20 protein-coding genes are annotated in these 21,877 nt (G+C 71.9%); 12 read left to right on the top strand and 8 right to left on the bottom strand.

Annotation, left to right across the window (positions count from 1 at the left end):
* Nucleotides 1–107: 107 nt before the first annotated feature.
* Genes AC3IF3_RS16015 through mnmA form a run of 3 tightly spaced genes read right to left on the bottom strand, consistent with a single transcriptional unit; the run spans nucleotide 108 to nucleotide 2,714 of the window.
* Nucleotides 108–884, bottom strand: coding sequence for a TVP38/TMEM64 family protein (locus tag AC3IF3_RS16015; protein WP_489229496.1), 777 nt, complete (start codon nucleotides 882–884; stop codon nucleotides 108–110).
* The gene (locus AC3IF3_RS16010; protein ID WP_489229495.1) at nucleotides 881–1,534 is read right to left on the bottom strand and encodes a class I SAM-dependent methyltransferase; all 654 of its coding nucleotides are present in this window, start codon (nucleotides 1,532–1,534) and stop codon (nucleotides 881–883) included. The genes AC3IF3_RS16015 and AC3IF3_RS16010 overlap by 4 nt, the downstream gene beginning before the upstream one ends.
* 25 nt (nucleotides 1,535–1,559) lie before the next feature.
* Nucleotides 1,560–2,714 (bottom strand): tRNA 2-thiouridine(34) synthase MnmA, encoded by a 1,155-nt coding sequence (gene mnmA, locus AC3IF3_RS16005; protein WP_489229494.1) that lies wholly within the window; start codon nucleotides 2,712–2,714, stop codon nucleotides 1,560–1,562.
* Nucleotides 2,715–2,962: 248 nt separating this feature from the next.
* Here mnmA and AC3IF3_RS16000 point away from each other — a divergent pair, with 248 nt between their 5' ends.
* The 8 genes from AC3IF3_RS16000 to flbD all read left to right on the top strand — a co-directional run bounded on the left by AC3IF3_RS16000 (nucleotide 2,963) and on the right by flbD (nucleotide 11,022).
* Nucleotides 2,963–4,573, top strand: a complete 1,611-nt coding sequence (locus AC3IF3_RS16000; protein ID WP_489229493.1) for a flagellar hook-length control protein FliK — start codon at nucleotides 2,963–2,965, stop codon at nucleotides 4,571–4,573.
* Nucleotides 4,574–4,677: 104 nt separating this feature from the next.
* A complete protein-coding gene (locus AC3IF3_RS15995) occupies nucleotides 4,678–5,364 on the top strand; it encodes a flagellar hook assembly protein FlgD (protein WP_243966897.1) in 687 nt (228 codons plus the stop codon).
* A gap of 91 nt (nucleotides 5,365–5,455) precedes the next feature.
* A complete protein-coding gene (gene sciP, locus AC3IF3_RS15990) occupies nucleotides 5,456–5,731 on the top strand; it encodes a CtrA inhibitor SciP (protein ID WP_007569077.1) in 276 nt (91 codons plus the stop codon).
* A gap of 220 nt (nucleotides 5,732–5,951) precedes the next feature.
* Nucleotides 5,952–7,586, top strand: coding sequence for a flagellar basal-body MS-ring/collar protein FliF (gene fliF / locus AC3IF3_RS15985; protein WP_243966896.1), 1,635 nt, complete (start codon nucleotides 5,952–5,954; stop codon nucleotides 7,584–7,586).
* Between the two features lie 18 nt (nucleotides 7,587–7,604).
* Nucleotides 7,605–8,651: a flagellar motor switch protein FliG gene (locus tag AC3IF3_RS15980; protein ID WP_243966895.1), complete on the top strand. Its 1,047-nt coding sequence runs from the start codon at nucleotides 7,605–7,607 to the stop codon at nucleotides 8,649–8,651.
* On the top strand, nucleotides 8,648–9,259 hold the full coding sequence (locus AC3IF3_RS15975; RefSeq protein ID WP_243966894.1) for a FliH/SctL family protein: 612 nt from the start codon (nucleotides 8,648–8,650) through the stop codon (nucleotides 9,257–9,259). Before AC3IF3_RS15980 ends, AC3IF3_RS15975 begins: the two co-directional genes overlap by 4 nt.
* A gap of 10 nt (nucleotides 9,260–9,269) precedes the next feature.
* Nucleotides 9,270–9,602 (top strand): flagellar motor switch protein FliN, encoded by a 333-nt coding sequence (fliN, locus tag AC3IF3_RS15970; RefSeq protein WP_243966893.1) that lies wholly within the window; start codon nucleotides 9,270–9,272, stop codon nucleotides 9,600–9,602.
* 61 nt (nucleotides 9,603–9,663) lie between these two features.
* A complete protein-coding gene (flbD, locus tag AC3IF3_RS15965; RefSeq protein WP_489229492.1) occupies nucleotides 9,664–11,022 on the top strand; it encodes a sigma-54-dependent transcriptional regulator FlbD in 1,359 nt (452 codons plus the stop codon).
* Between the two features lie 78 nt (nucleotides 11,023–11,100).
* On the opposite strand, the gene AC3IF3_RS15960 is transcribed toward flbD, so the two are convergent.
* Together AC3IF3_RS15960 and AC3IF3_RS15955 are read right to left on the bottom strand one after the other, a co-directional pair.
* Nucleotides 11,101–11,385, bottom strand: coding sequence for a hypothetical protein (locus AC3IF3_RS15960; RefSeq protein ID WP_243966890.1), 285 nt, complete (start codon nucleotides 11,383–11,385; stop codon nucleotides 11,101–11,103).
* 183 nt (nucleotides 11,386–11,568) lie between these two features.
* Nucleotides 11,569–12,882 (bottom strand): KpsE/RkpR family capsule polysaccharide export protein, encoded by a 1,314-nt coding sequence (locus AC3IF3_RS15955; protein WP_243966889.1) that lies wholly within the window; start codon nucleotides 12,880–12,882, stop codon nucleotides 11,569–11,571.
* Between the two features lie 174 nt (nucleotides 12,883–13,056).
* Between AC3IF3_RS15955 and AC3IF3_RS15950 the strand changes: the two genes are divergently transcribed.
* The 3 genes from AC3IF3_RS15950 to fliP all read left to right on the top strand — a co-directional run bounded on the left by AC3IF3_RS15950 (nucleotide 13,057) and on the right by fliP (nucleotide 15,418).
* Nucleotides 13,057–13,497, top strand: coding sequence for a hypothetical protein (locus tag AC3IF3_RS15950; RefSeq protein ID WP_489229491.1), 441 nt, complete (start codon nucleotides 13,057–13,059; stop codon nucleotides 13,495–13,497).
* A 65-nt stretch (nucleotides 13,498–13,562) separates the two neighbouring features.
* Nucleotides 13,563–14,630: a lysylphosphatidylglycerol synthase domain-containing protein gene (locus AC3IF3_RS15945; protein WP_489229490.1), complete on the top strand. Its 1,068-nt coding sequence runs from the start codon at nucleotides 13,563–13,565 to the stop codon at nucleotides 14,628–14,630.
* Complete coding sequence (gene fliP, locus AC3IF3_RS15940) at nucleotides 14,627–15,418, top strand: flagellar type III secretion system pore protein FliP (protein ID WP_489229489.1); 792 nt, start codon at nucleotides 14,627–14,629, stop codon at nucleotides 15,416–15,418. The genes AC3IF3_RS15945 and fliP overlap by 4 nt, the downstream gene beginning before the upstream one ends.
* Before the next feature lie 121 nt (nucleotides 15,419–15,539).
* On the opposite strand, the gene AC3IF3_RS15935 is transcribed toward fliP, so the two are convergent.
* The 3 genes from AC3IF3_RS15935 to AC3IF3_RS15925 all read right to left on the bottom strand — a co-directional run bounded on the left by AC3IF3_RS15935 (nucleotide 15,540) and on the right by AC3IF3_RS15925 (nucleotide 20,054).
* The gene (locus AC3IF3_RS15935) at nucleotides 15,540–18,920 is read right to left on the bottom strand and encodes a hypothetical protein (RefSeq protein WP_489229488.1); all 3,381 of its coding nucleotides are present in this window, start codon (nucleotides 18,918–18,920) and stop codon (nucleotides 15,540–15,542) included.
* 137 nt (nucleotides 18,921–19,057) lie between these two features.
* Nucleotides 19,058–19,765 (bottom strand): invasion associated locus B family protein, encoded by a 708-nt coding sequence (locus AC3IF3_RS15930; RefSeq protein WP_489229487.1) that lies wholly within the window; start codon nucleotides 19,763–19,765, stop codon nucleotides 19,058–19,060.
* 112 nt (nucleotides 19,766–19,877) lie between these two features.
* A complete protein-coding gene (locus AC3IF3_RS15925; protein WP_489229486.1) occupies nucleotides 19,878–20,054 on the bottom strand; it encodes a hypothetical protein in 177 nt (58 codons plus the stop codon).
* A 376-nt stretch (nucleotides 20,055–20,430) separates the two neighbouring features.
* On the opposite strand from AC3IF3_RS15925, the gene AC3IF3_RS15920 reads away from it, so the two are divergent.
* Nucleotides 20,431–21,876 (top strand): homospermidine synthase, encoded by a 1,446-nt coding sequence (locus AC3IF3_RS15920; protein WP_489229485.1) that lies wholly within the window; start codon nucleotides 20,431–20,433, stop codon nucleotides 21,874–21,876.
* Nucleotide 21,877: the final 1 nt, after the last annotated feature.

Raw genomic sequence — 21,877 nt, 5'->3', positions numbered from 1 at the left:
GCAGGGGATACAGGCTCTTGCCCGTCAGCACTATACGGTAGCGACCCGCAAGCGGTTGCATGTGCCCTTCGACATCGGAGATCGCCCGCCGCTGCGGATGGCGGATCTCAGCCGCGCCGGGCGCGTCGGCTCAGGATCATGCTGGCCAGGGCGAAGACGCCGAGCATCGCGAGCCCGGCCACCATCCTGGGCGTGATCAGGTCCCGCAGCGTCAGGGCCCTGTCGCAGCCGCTCCCGTCGGCTGCCAGGCAGGCGGCCCGGGCGGCCTCGTGGGCCGCGACCACCTCCTCGATCCCCGCCCCCGTGGTGGCGTACACGAAGGCGCCGGGCAGCAGGCCCAGGACGGTCGCCGATACGAAGACCCACATCCTCACCCCGAACGCCGCGGGGGCGAGGTTGGTCACCCAGAACGGGAACAGGGGGAGGAGCCGCAGCACCACGATGTAGCCGAAGGCGTCGCGCCGGAAACCCGCGGCGAGACCCGCGAGGCGGTTGCCGCCCATCCGCCGGAGCAGGTCGGCCCCGGGGCCGCGGCCGACGGCGAACACGATCGCGGCCCCCGTCGTGGCGGCGCAGACCGCCGTCAGCGCCCCCGGCACGATCCCGAACAGGAAGCCGCAGATCATGGTCAGGATCAGCGTCGCCGGCACCGACACCACCACGGCCCCGACATAGAGGCCGTAGGCCGCCGCCAGCGCGCGGACATAGTCCGCCTCGACGAGCCCGCGCAGCCAGGCCCGGGAGGCGAGCAGCCGGTCGAGGCTCAGGATCTGCGCCGCGCCCGAGACGAGCACGAAACCCGAGATCCCGAGCAGCAGCACGAGCGGCAGCCAGCGCCGCACGCGGGTCCAGCGGCCCTCGGCGACGGGTGGGGCTTCGCTCACCCGGGCTTGCGCATCCGCAGGATCTTGAAGAACCCGCCCGGGAAGGTCGGTTTCAGCCCGACGACCTCGACACCGTTGCGCCGGGCCCAGGCCTCGATCCGCGTCGCCTTGAAGTCCGACGACCAGCCGATCTTGGTGCAGAGCGGCGCCACGATCTCCTCGACCCTGGCCACGGGGCCGTCGCTCTGGCCGAAATGATTGGCCAGCACGATGCCGCCGCCGGGGCGCACCACCCGCAGGAACTCGGACAACGCGGCCTCAGGGTCGGGCACCAGGGTGATCAGGAACTGCGCCACCACGGCGTCGAAGCTCGCATCGGCGTAGCCCAGGTGGCAGACATCCATGACCTGCAGGCCCTTCACGTGGGCCAGGTTGCGGCGCCGGACCTTGGCGCGGGCGCGCTTGAGCATGTCCTCGGACAGGTCGACGCCGCAGACGAAGCTCGACCGCGGGTAGTAGCCCAGCGCCAAGCCGGTGCCGACGCCGGCCTCCAGGATCCGCGGGCCGTGCTCGGCCGCCGCCTCGACCGCGGCGCGGGCCGCGGGCTCGGTGAGCTTGTCGTAGACCACGTCGTAGACGGGGGCCCAGCGGGCATAGGCCTTGCGCATCAGGGCCGTGCTCGGCCCGGCCGTCTGCGGCTCGCTCAGCATCGTTCGGTCTATCCTGGGAATGGGATCAGGCGGCCTCTCGGGGCCGGGCCGACAACGCGTCGACGCGCCGGATGGTGCCGCCGCCGAGCACCTGGGCCCGGGGCCCGTCATCCGCATAGATCGCACAAGCCTGGCCCGGTGAGACCCCGTCCTCGGGCTCGGCGAGCACGATTTCGGCCGCGCTGTCCGGCCCGACCGTGAGCGTCGCCGGGCGCGGCGGCCGGGTCGAGCGCACGCGCACCGCCACGGGCAGGTCGCGCACGGCCTCGGCCGGGCCGGCGCCGAGCCAGTTGAGATCCGAGAGGCGAATGCGGGTCGTCGCCAGCGCCGTACGCGGGCCGACCACAACCCGGGCGGTATCCGGCTCCAGCCGCACCACGTAGAGCGGCTCGGGTCCCGACAGGCCGAGCCCCCGGCGCTGGCCGACCGTGTAGTGCACGATGCCCGCGTGCCGCCCGACGACCTGACCCGCGAGGTCGACGATCTCGCCCGGGCGGGCGGCGTCCGGGCGCAGGCGGGCGATCACGTCGCTGTAGCGGCCCTGCGGGACGAAGCAGATGTCCTGACTGTCCGGCTTCTCGGCCAGGGACAGGCCGAGATCCTTGGCCAGCGCCCGGGTCTCAGGCTTGGTCATGTCGCCGAGGGGAAAGCGCAGGAAGTCCAGCTGCTCGGCCGTGGTGGCGTAGAGGAAATAGCTCTGGTCCCGGGCGGGGTCGAGGGCGCGGTGCAGCGCCCGGCCGCCCCCCGGCAGGGCCCGGCTCGCCACGTAGTGCCCGGTGGCGAGGGCGTCGGCGTTCAGGTCCCGGGCGAGGCCCAGCAGATCGCGGAACTTCACGGTCCGGTTGCACTCGACGCAGGGGATCGGCGTCTCGCCGGCGAGGTAGCTCTCGGCGAACTTCTCGATCACCGCGTCGCGGAACCGGTCCTCGTAGTCGAGGACGTAATGCGGGATGCCGAGATGCGCGGCCGCCCCCCGGGCGTCGTTGATGTCCTGGCCGGCGCAGCAGGCGCCCTTGCGATGGGTCGCGGCGCCGTGGTCGTAGAGCTGGAGGGTGACGCCGACCACGTCGAAGCCCTGGCGCTTCAGGAGACCGGCCACCACGGAGGAATCGACGCCGCCCGACATGGCGACGACGACGCGCGTCTCGTGGGGGGCTTTGGGAAGATCGAGGGCGTTCATCACATGGGTCCGCAGCCGCCGGCCCGGAAGCTTCCCGGCTGCACGCCGCGTCTATAGCGGGACTCGGCCCGGCTTTCCAGGGCAACGCGTCCGCCGGCCCGGATACCCGGCAGATCCTGCCGGGTATCCGGCAGCTTCGGCCGCATCGCGGCGCGCCGACAGCGAGAGAAACGTCGTGTTCTCAGCACCTTGGCCCCACCGCGCCGGTGGCGCGCACCTTGCTGCATCGGATCCGAGAGGAACCCGGCATGGCGAGCGGTGCGGCGGATCGGTTGAATGTCACCGCGTGGGCTCCGTCCACGCGGACGGGCTGGGACGCGGCGGGGGTCGCGGCCCGGGCCGGCGACTCGTCGCAGGACCGGTTCGGCGCGGCCCTGACCGAGGCCCGGACCCGGGACGCTGCCGCGGCGGCGCAGGCCCGCGCGGCCAGCCAGCGGGACGCGACCGATGCCGGGCGGGCTCGCCAGACCGCCCAGCGCGACGAGGCCGACGCCTCCCGCGCGGCCGCCGAGCGGGCACGGGACGCCGCGGTGCGGGCCGATACCCGGGCCGCGGACCGGCGGCCGGTTGCCGCCAAGTCGTCGGACGCGTCCGCACAGGCCGCCGCCCCCCCCCGCCCGAAGGAGCCCCCGGTCGATTCGGGCCCGCACCCGGAGACGTCCGAGGCCGCATCGCCGAGGGCGCCTTCGAGCGCGCAGGCGCAGACCGATCCCGCTTTGTCGAAGACCGCGAAGGCCGATCCCGCCGCAGAGCAATCCGGGACGGCCGCGGCGAATCCCGCAGCCGACGCCCCGGCCGCGGGCACCGACATGTTCGCCCGGACCGAACCGGCCGTGCAGACCCCGCAATCCGATCCCGCCGCGCAGGCCGCAGGCTCCAATCCCGCCGCCACGTTGTTGACGCTTCTCGCGGCGCTGTCCAAGGGCGGCGGCCCGGCCGGCGCGGCGGCCGTCGCGTCCGGGGACCAGGCGTCCGGGTCGGGGGAGATAGCCGCCAAGGGTGTCGCGACCCCGGCCGGCGCCGGGGCGACACTATCCGGGACGGCGACGCCCGCTGCGGGCCCGGTGGAGGCCGCCGCCGCGCAGTCCACGGGAGTTTCGGGAATCGCCCGGGCGGGCACCGGGGCGAAAGCTCTCGTCAACGCCGCAGGATCCGGGCAGCTCGATCCGAGTGCCGCGGTCGGGGCCGTTGCCACCGGCGCGGGCGATCCCGCATCCGCCGCCTCCGGCCCCGGCAAGGACTTCCTGGCCGCCCTGGCCGATGCCGGTCAGAGCGGAGGCGCGGCGCAGGCGACGGCCCCGTCCCCGGCCCCGTCCTCTGCGGGTGGATTGCCCGCGACGCCCGCGGCATCCGTCGGAACGACCAACGCCGCGCAGGCCGCCAGCGCGACCACGCCGAGCGCGGCGCCCGCCCCGACCGATCCCCCCATCCCCATCGGACAGGTGCCGATGGCCATCGGCCTGCGCTCGCTGAACGGGTCGAACGAGTTCCAGATCCGCCTCGACCCCATCGAGCTCGGGCGGATCGACGTCAAGCTGGAGATCGACAAGGCCCGCGGCACGGTCACGACCCACTTGGTGGTCGACCGGCCGGAAACCCTGGCGCTGCTTCAGCGCGACGCCGGCCAGCTGCAGCAGGCCCTGTCCCAGGCCGGTCTCGACCCGTCGGCCGGCGGGCTCAACCTGTCGCTGCGGGGCGACGGCAGCGCCCAGAGCAACGGCGGCGGCGGCGACGGCCGGTCGGGCGGCTCCCCCCAGGGCGGTTCGGCAGGCTGGACCCGGGATCAGGCGGAGGCCCCGCAGGAGACCGCCCCGACCCGGTGGCTGCGCGGCTACGGCGGCCTCGACATCAGGATCTAGGGCATCGGCCCGGGCGGCGGATGCCGGCCCGGCGCGCCTCGCGGATCGACACGGAATCATCGCGCCCGGGCCCAGCGCTCAGGCACGGCACAGGAGAGAACGGCATGTCCAGCGGCATATCCAGCCTCACGAGCACGGCGGCCACGACCAACACGGCGTCGAGCGGCGGCGCAAACGCCACCGAGATCGCGAGCAACTTCACGCAGTTCCTGACGCTGCTGACCACGCAGCTCAAGAACCAGAACCCGCTCGACCCGATGGACACCAACCAATTCACGCAGCAGCTGGTGCAGTTCGCCGGCGTCGAGCAGCAGCTCAAGACCAACGACCGACTCGACAACATCCTGACCGCGTCGCAGTCGGCCAGTTCCGCCTCGGCCACCAGCTATATCGGCAAGACCGTCACGGCAGACGGCAGCACCTCCCAGCTCGCCGGCGGCTCGGCCTCCTGGAGCCTGACGCCCGCCCGGGCGGCCTCGAAGGCGGTGATCACGATCCTGGATTCGAACAGCAACGTGGTGGCCACCCAGACCACCTCCCTCGCCGCCGGAAGCCAGTCCTACACGTGGAACGGCAAGACTTCGGCCGGGCTGACGGCAGCCAACGGGAACTACTCGATCAAGGTCGCGGCGACCGATGCCACGGGCGCCAACGTCGCCGTCGACACCAGCCTGTCGGGGACGGTGGACGAAGTCGATCTCAGCGGAACTTCCCCGGTCCTGTCGATCGGCTCGCAGAAAGTGCCCCTGTCCAGCGTGCAGACGATCGGGTTGTCCACAAGTGGCACTTAACGAATCACATCCGAGTGACTCGCTTCAACATCTCTTAAGCGGGCGCAAGTACCTTGGACTCTCGACAGGTCAGTCGAGTGTAGAGCGTATCATGACCGAACCTAGCCGCCCGAGAGTGAAGTATGTCATCGGGCCCGACGGCAGCCCCCTCACCATTGCGGACCTTCCGCCCCCGAGCACCCGCCGCTGGGTGATACGCCGCAAGGCCGAGGTCGTGGCCGCGGTGCGCGGCGGCCTCCTCAGCCTGGAGGAGGCGTGCAAGCGCTATACCCTGACGACCGAGGAATTCCTGAGCTGGCAGTTCTCCATCGACCAGCACGGTCTGGCCGGCCTCCGGACCACGCGGATCCAGCACTACCGGCACTGATCCCGGCGGCGGCGGTGATGGAACCGAACGCCCGCGCCCGCCGGTCCCGAAACATCACGAAGCCGTGTCCCGATCCCGGGCGCGGCTTCGCGGCGTTTCGGAGACCCCTTCGTGCGTCCGCGAGCCCCGGCATTAACGGCCCGCTAACCACGGCCTGGGCAATTTCTGCCGAGCGGGCCGCCAGGGACCGCCTCGCGTTCAGAGTGCAGCGAATCCGCCCGTGAAGCCGGTCCTCGATCTCGTTACGAAGTTCGGACCGGCCCGCATCGCCGCCATGGCGGCGGTGACGCTGACGCTCATCGGCTTCTTCGCCTTCATCATCCTGCGGGTCTCGCGCCCGGACATGGGCGTGCTGTTCTCGGACCTGTCGATGCAGGATTCCAGCGCCGTGGTCCGCGAACTCGACAGCCGCGGCATCCGCTACGAGACCCGGGGCGACACGGGCCAGACGATCATGGCGCCCCGGGCCGACCTCGCCAAGCTGCGCATGGACCTGGCCGGCAAGGGCCTGCCGACCCAGGGCGGGGTGGGCTACGAGATCTTCGACAAGGGGGACGCGTTCTCGTCCACCAATTTCGTGCAGAACGTGAACCACCTGCGCGCCCTGGAGGGCGAGCTCGCCCGCTCGATCCGGGCGATCGGCCGGGTCCAGGCGGCCCGCGTCCACCTGGTCCTGCCGGAGCGCCGCCTGTTCGAGCGGGACCGCGAGAACCCCAGCGCCGCCATCGTGCTGAAGCTGATGGGCGACCTCGATGCCGGGCAGGTGCGGGCCATCCGCCACCTCGCCGCCTCGGCGGTGGAGGGCCTGAAGCCCGAACGGGTCTCGATCGTCGACGAGCGCGGCCGGCTGCTGGCCGACGGCGCCCGGGACGCCGAGTCCGACGGCGCCAGCGGCTACGAGGACCGGCAGGTCACCCTGGAACGGCGCCTGCGCGGCCAGATCGAGGACGTGGTCGCCGGCATCGTCGGGCCGGGGCGCGCCCGGGTCCAGGTCAATGCCGAGCTCGATCTCAACCGGATCGAGAGCCGCTCCGAGACCTTCGACCCCGAGAGCCGGGTGGTGCGCTCTGCGCAGACCCGGACCGAATCGGCGCTCACCGGCAATGCCGACGGGCAGGTGAGCGTCGGCAACGAGCTGCCCGGCGCCAACGGCGCCGACAAGGCGCCCGCCCCCAAGGACGCCACGAACAAGAACGAGGAGACCACGAACTACGAGATCTCCAAGGTCACCAAGACCGAGATCGCCGAGGGGGGCCGGATCAAGCGCCTGTCGGTGGCGGTGGTGGTCGACGGCGTCTACGCGACGGCGGCCGACGGCAAGCAGGCCTACACCCCCCGGGCTCCGGCCGAGATCGAGCGGATCACCGCCCTGGTGCGCAGCGCGGTCGGCTTCGACAAGGCGCGCGGCGACCAGATCGAGGTGGTGAATCTGCGCTTCGCGGAGGCGCCGAGCGTACCGCAATTCGCCGAGCCGACGCTGATGCAGGCACTGCTCACCCCCACCAAGGAGGACGTGCTGCGCATGGCTGAACTCGCCGTGCTGGCGCTTTTGACCCTGATCGTCCTGCTCACCGTGGTGCGCCCGCTGATACGGCAGGTGCTGGCACCCATGCCGGCCGCGCCGTCCCTGGCCGGGCCCGGGATGGGAGGCGCGCTCGATGCCGCGGCGATCACGGGCGCCGGGGCGGGGACCATCACGGTGGTGGAGCGGGACAACCCCACCGCCCGGCTGATGGAGTTCGCCAAGATCAACGGCCAGGTCCAGGCCGAGACCGTCCAGCGCGTTGTCGACATGGTCCGGGCCAGCCCGTCCGAGACCGTTGAGGTGCTGCGCGGCTGGATCCAGGAAGAGTAAGGCGTCGAGGAACGGACGATGGCGGCAGGTCTGGCGAATACCCTAGCGAATGTGGGCGGCGACTCCTTCGCGACGATGCCCGGTCCGCAGCGCGCGGCCGCGCTCCTGCTGATGCTCGGCGAGGAGGAAGGCGCCCCGATCTGGCAGATGCTGGAGGAGGAGGAGGTCAAGAAGGTCAGCCACGCGATGGTCCAGCTCGGCACGCTGGAGGTGCAGACCGTCGAGAGGCTGATCATCGAGTTCGTGACCAAGCTCGGCAACAGCGGCGGCATCTCGTCGAATTTCGAGCGGACCGAGGCGCTGCTCCTGAAGATCTTCCCCAGCGACCAGGTCTCGCTGATCATGGCGGAGATCAAGGGCGCGTCCGGCAAGCGCGTCTGGGCCTCGATCGCCCAGGTCGACCCGGAGATCCTCGCCTCGTTCCTGCGCAACGAGTACCCGCAGACCGTCGCAGTGGTGCTCTCGCGGGTGCGCGCCGACTACGCCGCCAAGGTGCTGACCATCCTGCCCGAGGATTTCGCCATCGATTGCCTCAACCGCATGTTGCGCATGGAGACGGTCCAGAAGGAGGCCCTGCGCCACATCGAGGAGACCCTGCGGGTCGAGTTCGTGTCCACCATCGCCCAGACCCAGCGCCGCGACGCCCACGAGATGATGGCCGACGTGTTCAACGCCTTCGACCGGCAGACGGAGGGGCGTTTCCTCGCCGCCCTCGATCAGGCGAATCGCGGCTCGGCCAAGCGCATCCGCGAGCTGATGTTCACCTTCGAGGATCTGCTCAAGCTCGATCCGGGCAGCGTCCAGACCCTGATGCGCGCGATCGACAACGAGACCCTGTGCCGGGCGCTCAAGGGCGCCAACGAGCCGACCCGGGCCTTCTTCATGAAGCAGATGTCGACCCGCGCGGCCAAGAACCTCACGGACGAGATGGCCTCCCTCGGCCCCGTCCGCCTCAAGGAGGTCGACGAGGCGCAGGCCAAGATGACCGAGATCGCCAAGGACCTCGCCGAGAAGGGCGAGATCATGATCGCCAAGAATAGCGCCGAGGAGGAGCTGGTCTATTGAGCGCCCAAGCGTCCCGGAGCGCGAAGCCGTTCCTGTTCGAGACGGATTTCCGCAGCGCGCGTCCGAGCGCGGATGCGCTGCGCGCCACCGAGGCCGCCCTGCGCGCCGAGGCCGAGGCCCATGCCCGCGGCCTCCAGGACGGACGGATCCAGGCCGAGGCGCAAGTCCAGGGCCGGCTCGCCGACGCCATGACCCGCCTGGCCCTCGCCGCCGCGGGCCTGATCGCCCAGGCCGACGCGCGCGATGCCGAGCGTGAGGCGCAGGCCGTCGAGGTGGCCGTGCTGATCGCCCGGAAGGTCGCGGGCGACGCCCTGGAGGCCGCCCCGCTCGCCGGCATCGGCGAGGCGGCGCGCGCCGCGCTCCAGCACCTACGCGGCGTGCCCCACCTGGTGGTGCGGGTCCATGACAGCCTCGTCGAGGAGGCCGAGACCCTGATGAAGCGCCTGGCGCGCGAGCGCGGCTACGAAGGCCGCCTCGTCGTGCTCGGCGACCCTGACATGGCGGCGGGCGATGCCCGCATCGAGTGGGCAGACGGCGGCATCGTGCGGGAGCGTGCCCGCATCGAGGCGGCGGTGCTGGACGCCCTCGGCCTCCCGACGCGCCCGTGAAGGAATCCCGATGTCCGACGATTTCAGCCTGCCCCAGCTCGGCGAGAACGATCCCGACTACGCGGCGGGCTCGATCCGCGACGCGCCGACCACCCCGAAGACCGCCGCCGACCTGGAGCAGCTCTTCGACGTGCCGGTGATGGTCTCGGCGGTGCTGGGCTCCGCCCGGATGCCGATCGGCGATCTGCTCCGGATGGCGCCCGGCGCCGTGCTGGAGCTCGACCGGAAGGTCGGCGAAGCGATCGACGTGTTCGTCAACAACCGGCTGGTCGCCCGCGGCGAGGTCGTCCTCGTCGAGGACCGGCTAGGGGTGACGATGACCGAGATCGTCAAGGGCGAGTGAACTTTTTTCGGCACGGACGCCGGGGGGCTGTCCGCGCCACTATGGTTGAGAGGGACGAACCATGCGGCTCCTGATGATCGGGCGGCTCAACGGCGAGCTGATCACCGCCTCGAAGATCGCCATGCAGCGCGGCGCCGCCGTGACGCAGGCCGATGCCGTGCCGCAGGGCCTGAACGTGCTGCGCGCCCGCGGCGCCGATCTCATCATGATCGACGTGGCTCTGCCCATCGCCGACCTAGTCGCAGCCCTGGAGGCGGAGCGGATCCGCACCCCCGTGGTCGCCTGCGGGGTCTCGGCGGACGCGCAGACCGCCGCGGCGGCGATCCGGGCCGGCGCCAAGGAGTACATCCCGCTCCCCCCCGATCCCGAGCTGATCGCCGCGGTGCTTGAGGCGGTCGCCACCGACCGCGCCGCCTTCGTCTGGCGCGACCCGTCCATAGAGCGGGTGGTCAAGCTCGCCGAGCAGGTCGCCCGCTCGGAGGCCTCGGTGCTGATCACCGGCGAGAGCGGCACCGGCAAGGAGGTCCTGGCCCGCCACGTCCATCAGAAGTCGAACCGGGCGGCCAAGCCCTTCGTCTCGGTCAACTGCGCGGCGATCCCCGAGGCCCTGCTCGAATCCGAGCTGTTCGGCCACGAGAAGGGCGCGTTCACCGGCGCGGTCGCCCGGCGCATCGGCCGGTTCGAGGAGGCCAATGGCGGAACGCTGCTCTTGGACGAGATCTCAGAGATGGACGTGCGCCTGCAGGCGAAGCTGCTGCGGGCCCTCCAGGAGCGGGTGATCGACCGGGTCGGGGGCACCGCCCCGGTGCGGGTCGACATCCGCGTGCTGGCGACCTCGAACCGCAACCTCGCCGAGGAGGTCCGGAAGGGCACGTTCCGCGAGGACCTGTTCTACCGGCTCAACGTCGTCGCCCTGCGGCTGCCGCCGCTGCGCGAGCGCCCGGCCGACATCCTGGAGCTCGCCGCGCATTTCGCCAAGAAATACGCCGCGGTGAACGGCGTGCCGGCCCGCCAGCTCGACGCGCAGGCGCGCGCCCTGATCCTGAAGAACCCCTGGCGCGGCAACGTGCGCGAGTTGGAGAACACCCTGCACCGGGCGGTGCTGCTGGCCTCGGGGGACGCGATCGGCCCCGAGGCGATCCTGTCCCCGGACGGCGAGGTGATGAGTGCCGAGGGACCGGCGACCCGCGCCGCCCAGGCCGCCGAGGCCGCGACCCGCGGACTGGTGGGGCGGACCGTGGCGCAGGTCGAGTGCGACCTGATCCTCGACACCCTCGACCATTGCCTGGGCAACCGCACCCATGCGGCCAAGATCCTCGGCATCTCGATCCGGACCCTGCGCAACAAGCTCAACGAGTACGTTTCATCGGGCCTCGACGTGGCCGAGCCCGGCGGCGTTCGGAGCGCGGCCTGCGGCTGAGCGGCCGGGCCGGGTGACGCGGCGCAGGCGGGCATCGTCCTTCTCCGCAAGCCGGTGACTGGCTTTCGCGACGCTGCTTCAGCGGCGCCCGGCCTGCTCGGCGCGGTTGGCCTCGTTCTGGGCCGCGAAGGCGGCGTCGAGCTTGCGCAGCGATTCATAGCGGGCGACGTCGCTCTCGACGTCGCGGATCGTCTCCTCGACGAGGTGGCGCTGCAGCGCGACGCGCGGGTCCTCCGGCGGGAACGCCTCCCGCTCCTGGAGGCGGAGCACGGCCTGCCGCACGACGGTGTAGACCGCCTCACGCTCCGCCCGGGTCATCGACGGCTGGATCGCCTTCGCGACGAGATCGGAGAAATCCGACATGGACCGTTAGACTTCGCTCTTCCAGCAGGGCACGGGCGCCGCCACCCTCTATAGACCGCGCCGTGCGGGATCCAGAGGCTCGCGCATCATCCTCAGAGGTGGCCGACGGCTTTCGGCACGATGCGAACCTGAAAGCCCGCGCCTCGTACCGGTTCCGACATCCGGCCTATTGCGCGCGGCAACCTACATACGCTGGTCGCGGATGCCCGCCAGCAGGAGCGAGGACGAGCTCCAGATCACCAGGAAGCAGAAGAACGACACGATCAGCGTGTGACCCCGCTCCGGGTAGAGGCTGTCGGTCGGCAGGACCGGCGGCACGAAGGTTGCCAGGAAGATGTGCTGCTTGCTGGCCGAGACCCGCGCGCGGTCGAGCAGCATGTTCGCCGATTCCTCCAGCTTCTCGGCGATGGTCCGCTCCACGAGCAGGCCCTCGTACTGAAGCAGGGCCTCGGTCAGGTTCGAACCGCCGCCCGCGGCGCCTGCCGCACTCGTCAGCTCGTCCTGCAGGGTCTTCATCTGCTGGTCGATGGCGGCGAGATTGGCGACGAGGATCTGGATCGAGCGCGAACGCTCGTCCAGGCTGGAGCCGCGCAGGATCTGCAGGTCGTTCTCCGCCTTGAGCTTGTCCTTCCGCAGGAGCGTCAGGGTGGCCAGCGTCCCCTCGGCCGTCTTGACCGGATCGATCACGCCCCACTGATTGCGGAAGAGCTGCAGCGCGAGGTGGGCCTTGCGCAGGCGCTCCTGGGCGGTGGTGGCATCGGCCTGGGCCTGGGCGACCATGTCGGCCTGCGCCCGCTTCGAGATGTCGTTGATCAGCGCCTCGGAACGCGCCACCACGGCGCGGGAGATCGTCAGGGCGTCCTCGGGGGTGAAGGCCCGGACCGTCAGACGGATCACGCCCGAGATCGAATCGATATGCGCATCGACCTGCCTGCGCCAGTACTTGGTGAGATCCTCGATCGGGCCATTCGGATTCAGCCGTGTCCAGAAATCGGCCTGGCGGCGGGAGAACATCGTCGACAGGCCAATGCTCTTCTCCAGCGCCTCGACCATCGTCTGGCTGCCGATATAGTCGCGGACGATGAAGCTATCCTGGCTGTTATGCTTCTGGATCAGGTTGGTGTACTGGCCGAGCGCGATGTTCTCCATCGGCTCGACGTTGCCGCGGACCGCGAACTGGGCCTCGGCGACGTATTGGTCTGAGGCGAAGCCGAACAGGTACAGCCCGATCACGAGGGTCGGCAGCAGGACGAACAGGCTGACGCGGCGGACGATCCGCGAGCCGTAGGTCGACGTGTCCTCCTGGCGCGGGCGCAGGCCCGGCAGGCGGGTCCAGTCCAGGCGCCGTCGAATCGAGGCGGCCAGGGCCCGGGCGCTCCGATCGGCCGGGACCGGGCGGATCGTCTCCGCACTCCGCCGCAGCTCGCTCCTCGTCGGTGCGCCGAACGTCACGATCTCGCCTTCGCGCGTGTCGTCTTTGACGTCGTCGAAGCTCATCCGCTCATTGTTCCTGGGTCTGCGCCGGTTCCGCTCACGCGGCGCCGGCCGGAGGGCGGCCCGTGCGCGGAACTGGAATCCCGTTCTTTTCGGCCCTTTTTATGGCGCCCGGCCCGTCCGCCGCGGCGACGGAGGCCGTAGCCCGACAGGGGTATCGCGCCCTACAATCTCCCGATGATGACAGAACCGTCAATTGCGAGCGACACGGATCGCCGCCCTCCTGGCCGTTCGGCCGGCCGGTCCGCCAAGACCAAGCTCACCGAGATCGTGGTCGTCTGCTCCAAATGCGCCAAGCGGCAGGGGCTGAAGCCGCGCGCGGTCCGCGCGCTCCTGAAGAAGGCCGGGAAGCAGGACGGCCCGGATGCCGCGGGCGCGCGGCGGAAGCTCTGCATCGTCGAGTCGGGCTGCCTCGGCCCATGCCCTAAGCGGGCCATCGCGGTCGCCACCGGTGCGAGCCTGGCGGCCGGCCGCGTCGTCCTGCTCGATCCCGCGGCGGGCCCGGCGGAGGCGCTCGCGGCCGTGCTCCATCCGGTGCCGCGGCGGCCGCCCCCCGAATTCGGCCCCAATACCGCACTAGCGGCGGTACGACCCGCCGAATCGCCGCCGGCTCGCTGACCGGCACAACCCCTGGAGCCGTCGCTCTTGCCCGCCTCCCGACGCGCCATGCGCACGCCGCGGCCGTGACAGGCACGCACCTATCCGGGACACGCCGGGTCGTCCGCGCCCTGGTGCGCCGTCTTCCGCTGCTCGGCACCCTGATCGGGCTCGGCTTCGCGGTCTGGCTCGTGGCGACCAACGATCTCGACGCCGTGGCGACGGCGTTCGGGCGGATCGGCGTGGCGGGCTTCGTCGGGGTGACCCTGGTGCGGGCGCTGGTGTTGGTGCTGTGCGGCATCGCCTGGGCGCGCATCCTGGACGGGCTGTCGCCCGCGCCGGTCTCGGCTTGCCTGATCCTGCGCTTCGTGCGCGAGGGCATCAACGTCCTGCTGCCGGTCGCCTCGGTGGGGGGCGAGGTCGTCGGAGCGCGTCTCCTCACCTTCTGGGGCGTCGCCGGCTCCTTGGCGGCCGCCTCGGTGCTCGCCGACCTGCTGTTCCAGGTCGGGACCCTCGCCCTGTTCGCCGGCCTCGGGGCGGGGCTCCTCCGGCGGGTCGAAGGGGCGCAGGCGGCCGAACTCGCCGATTGGACCCTGCGGACGCTCGCCGTCGCCGCATTCGCCGTCGCGGCGCTCTTCGCCCTCCAGCGGACCGGGATCGTGCAGCTGGTCGAGGACCGGGTCACGGCGCTCGGTCGACGCTTCGTGCGCGAGGCCGAGGCTGGCCCAGAGCCGACACCGCGGATCCAGGGGGCGCTGGACGCGGTCTGGGCGGCGGGCCGGCGCGGCCGCCTCGCCCAGTCCTGCGCCCTGCACGCGCTGGCCTGGCTGCTCGGCGCCACCGAGATCGCCGTCGTCCTCACCTGCATCGGGATCGACAATGTCGGCCTGACCGACATCCTGGTGATCGAGGCGCTGAGCCAGGCGATCAAGGCCGCGGCCTTCCTGGTCCCGAGCGGGCTCGGCGTTCAGGAGGGCGGGCTCGTGCTGGTCTGCGGCCTGTTCGGCATTCCGCCCGGGACGGCCATCGCCCTGTCCCTCGCCCGCCGGGTGCCCGACGTGGTGCTCGGCCTGCCGGCGCTCCTCGTCTGGCAGAACCTCGAGGCGCGCCGCCACAGTGTGCGCCCCGCCGCGCCGACCTGCGACCGTCCGTGACCCCGATGCCCGACGCCCCGTCCGTCCCGACCCGCATCGGCCCGAGGCGATTGCGCCGGCGCCTCCGCCTAACCGCGATGCCGGCGCTCGCCGTCGCGCTCTTCGCCGCCGGGCCGGCGCTCGCCCAGAGCGTCACCCTCGACCTCGGTGCCGGCGGCACCACCGAGCGCGCCCTCCAGCTCGTCGCGCTGATCACCGTCCTGGCGGTGGCGCCCTCCGTGCTGGTGATGGCCACCGCCTTCACCCGGATCGTCGTGGTGCTCTCGCTTTTGCGCTCGGCCCTGGGCACCCAGACGGCGCCGCCGACCGCGGTGCTCGTCAGCCTCGCGCTGTTCCTCACCGCCTTCGTGATGGCGCCCACCGGCCGCGCGGCCTACAGCGCCGGGATCGAGCCCCTGATCGCCGGCCGGATCACGCAGGCTCAGGCCTTCGAGCGCGCCTCGGCGCCGTTCAAGACCTTCATGCTGCGCAATGTCCGCGAGAAGGACCTCAAGCTGTTCCTCGACCTCGCCAAGGTGCCGACGCCCAAGGGGCCGGAGGATGTCGGCCTGGAGATCGTGACCCCAGCCTTCATGATCTCGGAGCTGCGCCGCGCCTTCGAGATCGGCTTCCTGCTGTTCATCCCGTTCCTGATCATCGACCTCGTGGTCGCCTCGGTGCTGATGGCGATCGGCATGATGATGCTCCCCCCGGCCACGGTCTCCCTGCCGTTCAAGCTAATCTTCTTCGTGCTGGTGGACGGATGGACCCTGGTGGCGGGCTCGCTGGTCCAAAGCTACAGCGGATGAGGGCGCCGGGGCCGGCGATCCAAGGGCTTTGCCGATCACGCCTCGGCGTTCCGCTCCGGGGTCCAGACGCGTCCCGTCTCTGTCTCCCGGACGGCGTCCGGATCGATGACGCGCGGCCCGCTCACCCCGGCGGCGCGCCGGCGGCTCCGGCGCTGCTCTGCTGATCCGCGCCCTGCGGCTCGGCGCCCTCGGCAGCGACGGCTCGCCCCCGGTCGGGGATGGCGGTCTCCGGGTAGCGCTTGCGGTACTCGGCCAGGAAGGACGACAGAGTCTCGGCCTTCGTGGCGCGGGCCGCCACGGCGCGGAAGCCCGGCGCGCGGGTCGGATCGGTGCCGGTGAGGAGCGCGAAGGTGCGCGCATCCGGGCTCGCCGCCATAGTCTCCGAGAACTTCGCCTTGAGCCGTTCCAGGCCGATCGCCTCGCCGGCCAGGTCGTAGGCGATCGCCGCGCGCACCGCATCGGCCCGGGACTGCGCGTCCAGGGGCTGCCCGGACCGCCACGCCTCGCCGAGCAGCGCCTCGTGCGTCTCGCCGGCCTCGCGCCACCGGCGGGCGCCCCAGTAGATGTCGGCGCGCAGGCGGTCGATGTAGGGCCCGCTCTCCCCCTCGATCGTCTCCAGGGCGAGGTCGGTGCGGGTCAGGTCCGACAGGGCGCGGGCGCGGATCAGGCCGCGGGCCCGGTTCAGGTCGCGCGGCAGCTCCGGCATCTCCGTCGCGTCGAGGGCCTTCAGGGCCTGCAGCGGCTTGTCGTCCATCAGCCGCACGGTCGCCAGCCGCGCCGCGACGGCGGACCGGGCCGGGCCGGTGAGCCGGTTGTCGATCTGGTACTGAAGGAGGTCGGCGGCGGAGTCCAAGAGATCGAGGCTCACAAGGCGATCGGCCAGCCGGCGCACCACCTCGTCGCCGCGCCGCCCGATCGGACTCAATTCCCGGAAATCGAAGAACAGCGCCACGGCCTCGATCCCCGGCAGCGCGTCCCCCTTGTCGGTGAGATACAGGTTCTCGAAGGCCACCTGCGCCTCGCGCATGAGCGCCGCAGCGGTGTCGCCGTTGGGCGCGATGGCGTTGGCCCGGCGCGCGGCCGTGAAGGCATCGCGCCAGCGCCCGGCGGCCAGATAGAGGCGGTCGAGCCCGGCGGTGATGCCGTCCTCGATCGCGCCGCCGTGCCACGTCAGGGCGAGACGTTCCAGCCGCTCCGTGGCGGCCTCGGCCGTCAGCTTGCCGGCGGCGCGGGCCAACAGCGTCCTGCGCAGACTCGCCTCGACCGAGACCGGACGCACCGCAGCCGTCTCCAGCCCGGCATAAGCGTCCAGGGCGGCTTCGACCTGCCCCGTCGCCTCGGCCACGCGGGCCCGGACCAGGGCGAGCCGGTCGCGAATCCACGGGGGGAGGTCCCGGGCGTCTTCGGCGCGGGCAGCGGCGGTCTCGGCATCGCCGTTCTCGATGGCCGATTCCGCCGCGGCGGTTCGAATCAGTTGAGCGAGGTCAGGGGGGTAACTGTTGGCGAGGGGCAGGACCTTCAGGAATCCGGTCTCGGCGGCCTTCCAATCGCCCGCGCCGGCCGATGCCACGGCCCGCCACAGCACGGCCTCCGGATCCCCGGCGAGCATCGGCAGGGTCAGCGCCTTCAGCGCTTCGGCGTTCCGCCCCATCCGCACGAGCGCCAGGCCGCGCAGGAGGGCGGTGTCGCGCTGGGCGGCCAGCAGCGGATCGTCGGCGGCGGCCGCCTCGAGCGCCGTGAGGCCCTCGGGATCGAGCCCGTTGGCGAGGTCGGCGCGGGCGAGCGCGAGCCGCGCCGGGCCGCGTTCGGTCGGCGTCGCGGCGGCGGCCGCGTTGGCGAACCCGCGCAGTGTCTCGCGCACGTTCCCGGACCGCGCCCGCTCCCAGGCGTCGGGCGCGATGGCGAGCATCCCGGCCTCGGCCAGGACTATCTCGGCCTTCCGCGCCACCGCGGAGGCAGCGAGGCCCCCCGCCCGGCCGATCGTCACGGTGTCGAGGTCGGGGCGCACCGCGAGGTCGTCGGCGCCGGCGAGAACCGCCAGGCCGTGCCGGCTCGGCAGGATCTCGAAATCCACGAACCGCCGGTTCTTCGGGTTGCCCACGGGGCGCTGGGCCGCCGAGGTCACCACCGCGATGCGCTCGCCGTCGAGGTCGAGCCACGTCGCCGAGCCGGGCCGCGGCAGGCCGAGCGAGACCGCGATGCGGCCCGAGGGGTCGGGCTTGCGCTGGGGGTCGATCGTGTCGCTCGGGCTCAGGGTGTCGCCCGCCGAGAGTTCCCAGGCGGGCCCGCTCTCCGTGGCAACCGCGGTGAGATCGACCAGGCGGCCCTGGGGCACCGAGAACCGCAGGAGCGTGAGCGGTCCCGTCCGACCGGGCGCGCCGACGGGCACGAGACCCTGGCTCCCGGCGGGGACCACGACCGGCTCGGCGGTCTCGAAGGCCAGCGTGGCGACGCCGCCCCGCTCGAACAGGACGGCCGGCGGCAGGGCGTGGAACGGGAAGACCAGGCCGGACCCGGCCCGGCGCTTCGGCGGCGCCTCGGGGGGTCGATCCGGACCGGCCGGCGCCTCCGCCCGGCGCGGCGGTTCGGATGCGGATGCGGGGGCAGACGGCGTCGCGACCGCCGGCTCCGGCTTCGGGGGCCCGGGTACCTCGACGGCGGTCCTGCCGGGCTCGGGCGGCTTGCGGCGGACCACGTCCAGGAGGAAGGCTCCGTCCTCGCGCTCCGTGCCGATGCCGAACCCCTCCTCGGGGGTCACGAGCAGACTGGCCGACGTCGCATCCGTCTCGGTCGCCAGCTTGGCGATGCCGGGCCGGGAACGGCCGCGGGTCAGACCCGGATCGATGGTCCAGGGTCCGACGATCCGCAGCCGCGTCGCGGCGCCCTCGGCGGTGAGGGTGGTGACCGCTTCCGCGGGCAGGCGCAGCGACAGGCGCGTCAGCGTCGGGAGTAGAGCGAGTTCCAGGGACAGGGGCTTGCGCACCGGTTCGGGTACGCGGGCCCTGAGCGCCTCCTCGGCGGCCCGGGCGCGGCGGGCGAGATCGGCCACCACCTCGGGGGGCAGCGGCGGCGGCAGGCCGGACCAGCCCTCCGGCAGCAGGTCGACGAACACGCGCTCGCCGGCCGATTGCAGGTTGATCCGGTAGGGCCGCTGGAGGGCGACCCGCAGGCCGGTCCCGTCGGGATCGCGCCGGACGCTCGAGACATAGGCGGGCATTTCCTCGGCCAGGTGCTCGGGGCCCGGGGCGACGCGCTCGCTGTAGCCGAGGAGCAGGACGCCGCCGGCGAGCTTGGCCTTGACCGCGACGGGCTTGTCGAAGGTGAGCACGATGCGGCCGTAGCCGCCGGGGCCGGCGCCGGTCTCGCCGCCCTTGGCGCCGACCAGCTGGGCGGCCAGGGACGGATCGATCGCCGCCAGCAGCGCCACCAGCGACAGCGCCGCGCGCAGAAGCCGGGCCCCGAGCCCTCGACCGATCCGGGGTCGCCCGCCCACCGCTCTCATCGCCTCGCCGATCCGATTCCGGCGCGCGGCTCCGGCGGGGCCGCGGCGCGCGGCGCCACATGTCCCGAACATCCTGCGGCGGCGCGGCTAACGCTGCCTTAACCGTACCCCGTAAATCCGCCGGACCGCCGGGCTTTTCAGCCGCTCAGGGCGACGGCGCGGTCGAGGGCCCGGGCGAAACCCTCGAGCGGAACCGTGATCGTCGCCGCGTCGCTGCCGCCCGACTTCTGGCCGATCACGAAGAGCGTCTTGGCGGCCCGCATGCCGTCGAGGGCCAGCGTCGGGAAGCTGATCGGGACGAAGCAGCCGTCCGGCCCGCAGGCCGTGTAGGGCGCACCCTTGCCGAGGGCCTGCTCGTCCAGCTTGAAGGTGACGCCCGGCTCGATCGACAGGCCGAAGGGCATCAGCACGATCCCCTCGGAGCGGCCGTTCGCCGGGGTCTGGAGCTCGAAGCCGAACTTGCGGCGGCCGGTCTGCGAATCGCCCTGCGACTGGGCGACGATGCAGGTGATCTTCTCGCTCGGGCGCGTGCAGGTCATGGTCCAGTCGCCGTAGCTCTCGCTGACGGTACTGGCGCCGGTGGGCCACGCGGCATGCGCCGGGGCCGATGCGGCGGCGGCCGGCGCGGCGTCCGCCGCCGCAGGCTTGGCTTCCGCGGGCGCGGGCTTGACCGCCGTCTTCGGTGCGACCGGCTTCGGACGGGGTTTGGGCCGGGCCTTCGGCGGGGCATCGGCCGGGGCGGCGGCCTCCGGTTCGGCATCCTGGGCCCGCGCGGCCGCCAGTGGAACGGCGGTCAGCAGCGTCACGGTCAGGCTGAGGCGCAGGAACGCGCGAATCGTCGGCATGGAATCAACAACCCCGGGACCATGGAACGGCACAGCCGCCTAAAGCCCGAACGGGGACGACGCAATCGCCCCGGTATCCACGCCGGCGAAAGCACTCCGCCGGGGGGACCCGTCAGAGCGGGTTCGGACCACCGGCGGCGCGGGCCAGGGCGCAGCGCCGGGCAAAGGCGGCCTCGGTCCCGCTGCGGACGGCGCGGGCGCAGACGAACACGAGGGTGAGGATCCCGGGATCGCGATCCACGGTCTCGTTGACCGGGCCGGGGATCCGGGATGTGATGAGTGCGAGCATGACGGACTCCGACGGGCTGGATCTCGGACGTTTCCGTGAAAACCCCTGCCGAGCGGCCGTCTCGGCGGCCTTGTTGCAACGCAATATGAGGCCTGCGGCCGGCGCCGACCACAGGAGTGGACGCTGACGGCGCATGCATTCGGATCATGGCTTCGGGTGCTGTCCGTCAACGATGCGTTAACGGCCCGGTGCGCCGGACGGTTGACCGTGCCCGGGTGAGCCGCCATTGAGCCCCCTGCCCGGCAACGGGTCCGTCGACCGCGCCGCGATGCCGGGGCGGGCTTGTCGCCGCAGTGTCACATGCCCGCCATAACCCGCCCGCTGGCCAGACCACGCGGACGCCCGCGGCGCCCGTCAGAATCCGAGGATCTCCCGCATGTCCGAGCAGCCGACCCATCACCCGATCCATGGCCGTATCAGCGGGCCCATCGTGATGATCGGCTTCGGCTCGATCGGCCGGGGCACGCTGCCCCTCATCGAGCGCCATTTCGAATACGACAAGGCCCGGTTCACGGTGATCGACCCGGTCGACACCCACCGGGCGCTCGCCGAGAGGCACGGCCTGCGCTTCGAGACGGTGGCGCTGACCCCCGAGAACTACCGCGACGTGCTCACCCCGCTCCTCACCGAGGGGGGCGGCCAGGGCTTCTGCGTGAATCTCTCGGTCGACACCTCGTCGCGCGCCATCATGGAACTCTGCCGCGAGCTCGGCGCCCTGTACATCGACACCGTGGCCGAGCCCTGGCCGGGCTTCTACTTCGACAAGACCAAGAGCCAGGGCGACCGCACCAACTACGCCCTGCGCGAGAACATCCTCGACGCCCGCGCCCAGAAGCCGGGCGGCACCACCGCGGTTTCGTGCTGCGGCGCCAATCCCGGCATGGTCTCGTGGTTCGTCAAGCAGGCGCTCCTGAACATCGCGCGGGATACCGGCCTCCAGCGGCCCGAGCCGAAGACCAAGGCCGAGTGGGCCGCGCTGATGAAGGATCTGGGCGTCAAGGGCGTCCACATCGCGGAGCGGGATACGCAGCGCGCCAAGACCCCGAAGCCGCGCGGCGTCTTCGTCAACACCTGGTCGGTGGAGGGCTTCGTCTCCGAGGGCAATCAGCCGGCCGAGCTCGGCTGGGGCACGCACGAGACCTGGAAGCCCGCCAATGCCCGCGGACAGGAGAAGGGCTCGGCCTGCGCCATCTACCTGCTGCAGCCGGGCGCCGACACCCGCGTGCGCACCTGGGTGCCGACCGCCGGCTCTCAGTTCGGCTTCCTGGTGACCCACAACGAGGCGATCTCGATCGCCGACTACTACACCGTACAGGAAGGCGGGACGCCGGTGTACCGGCCGACCTGCCACTACGCCTATCACCCGGCCGACGACGCCGTGCTGTCGCTCCACGAGATGTTCGGCAAGGCCGCCCAGGTGCAGGAGCAGCAGCACATCCTCGACGAGACCGAGATCGTCGACGGCATCGACGAGCTCGGCGTGCTGGTCTACGGCCACGCCAAGAACGCCTACTGGTACGGCTCGCAGCTCTCCATCGAGGAGACCCGCCGGATCGCCCCCTACCAGAACGCCACCGGACTGCAGGTGACCTCGGCGGTGCTCGCCGGCATGGTCTGGGCCCTGGAGAACCCGGAGGCCGGCATCGTCGAGGCCGACGAGATGGATTTCCGCCGCTGCCTCGAAGTCCAGACCCCGTATCTCGGCCCGGTGGTCGGGGTGTACACGGACTGGACGCCGCTCACCGACCGCCCGGGCCTGTTCCCGGAGGACATCGATACGAGCGATCCCTGGCAGTTCCGCAACGTGCTGGTCCACGGCTGAG

It is taken from the genome of Methylobacterium sp. J-118, assembly GCF_057836565.1.
Note: the sequence above shows the minus strand (reverse complement) of the source record. Positions and strands in the feature narration are given on the sequence as shown.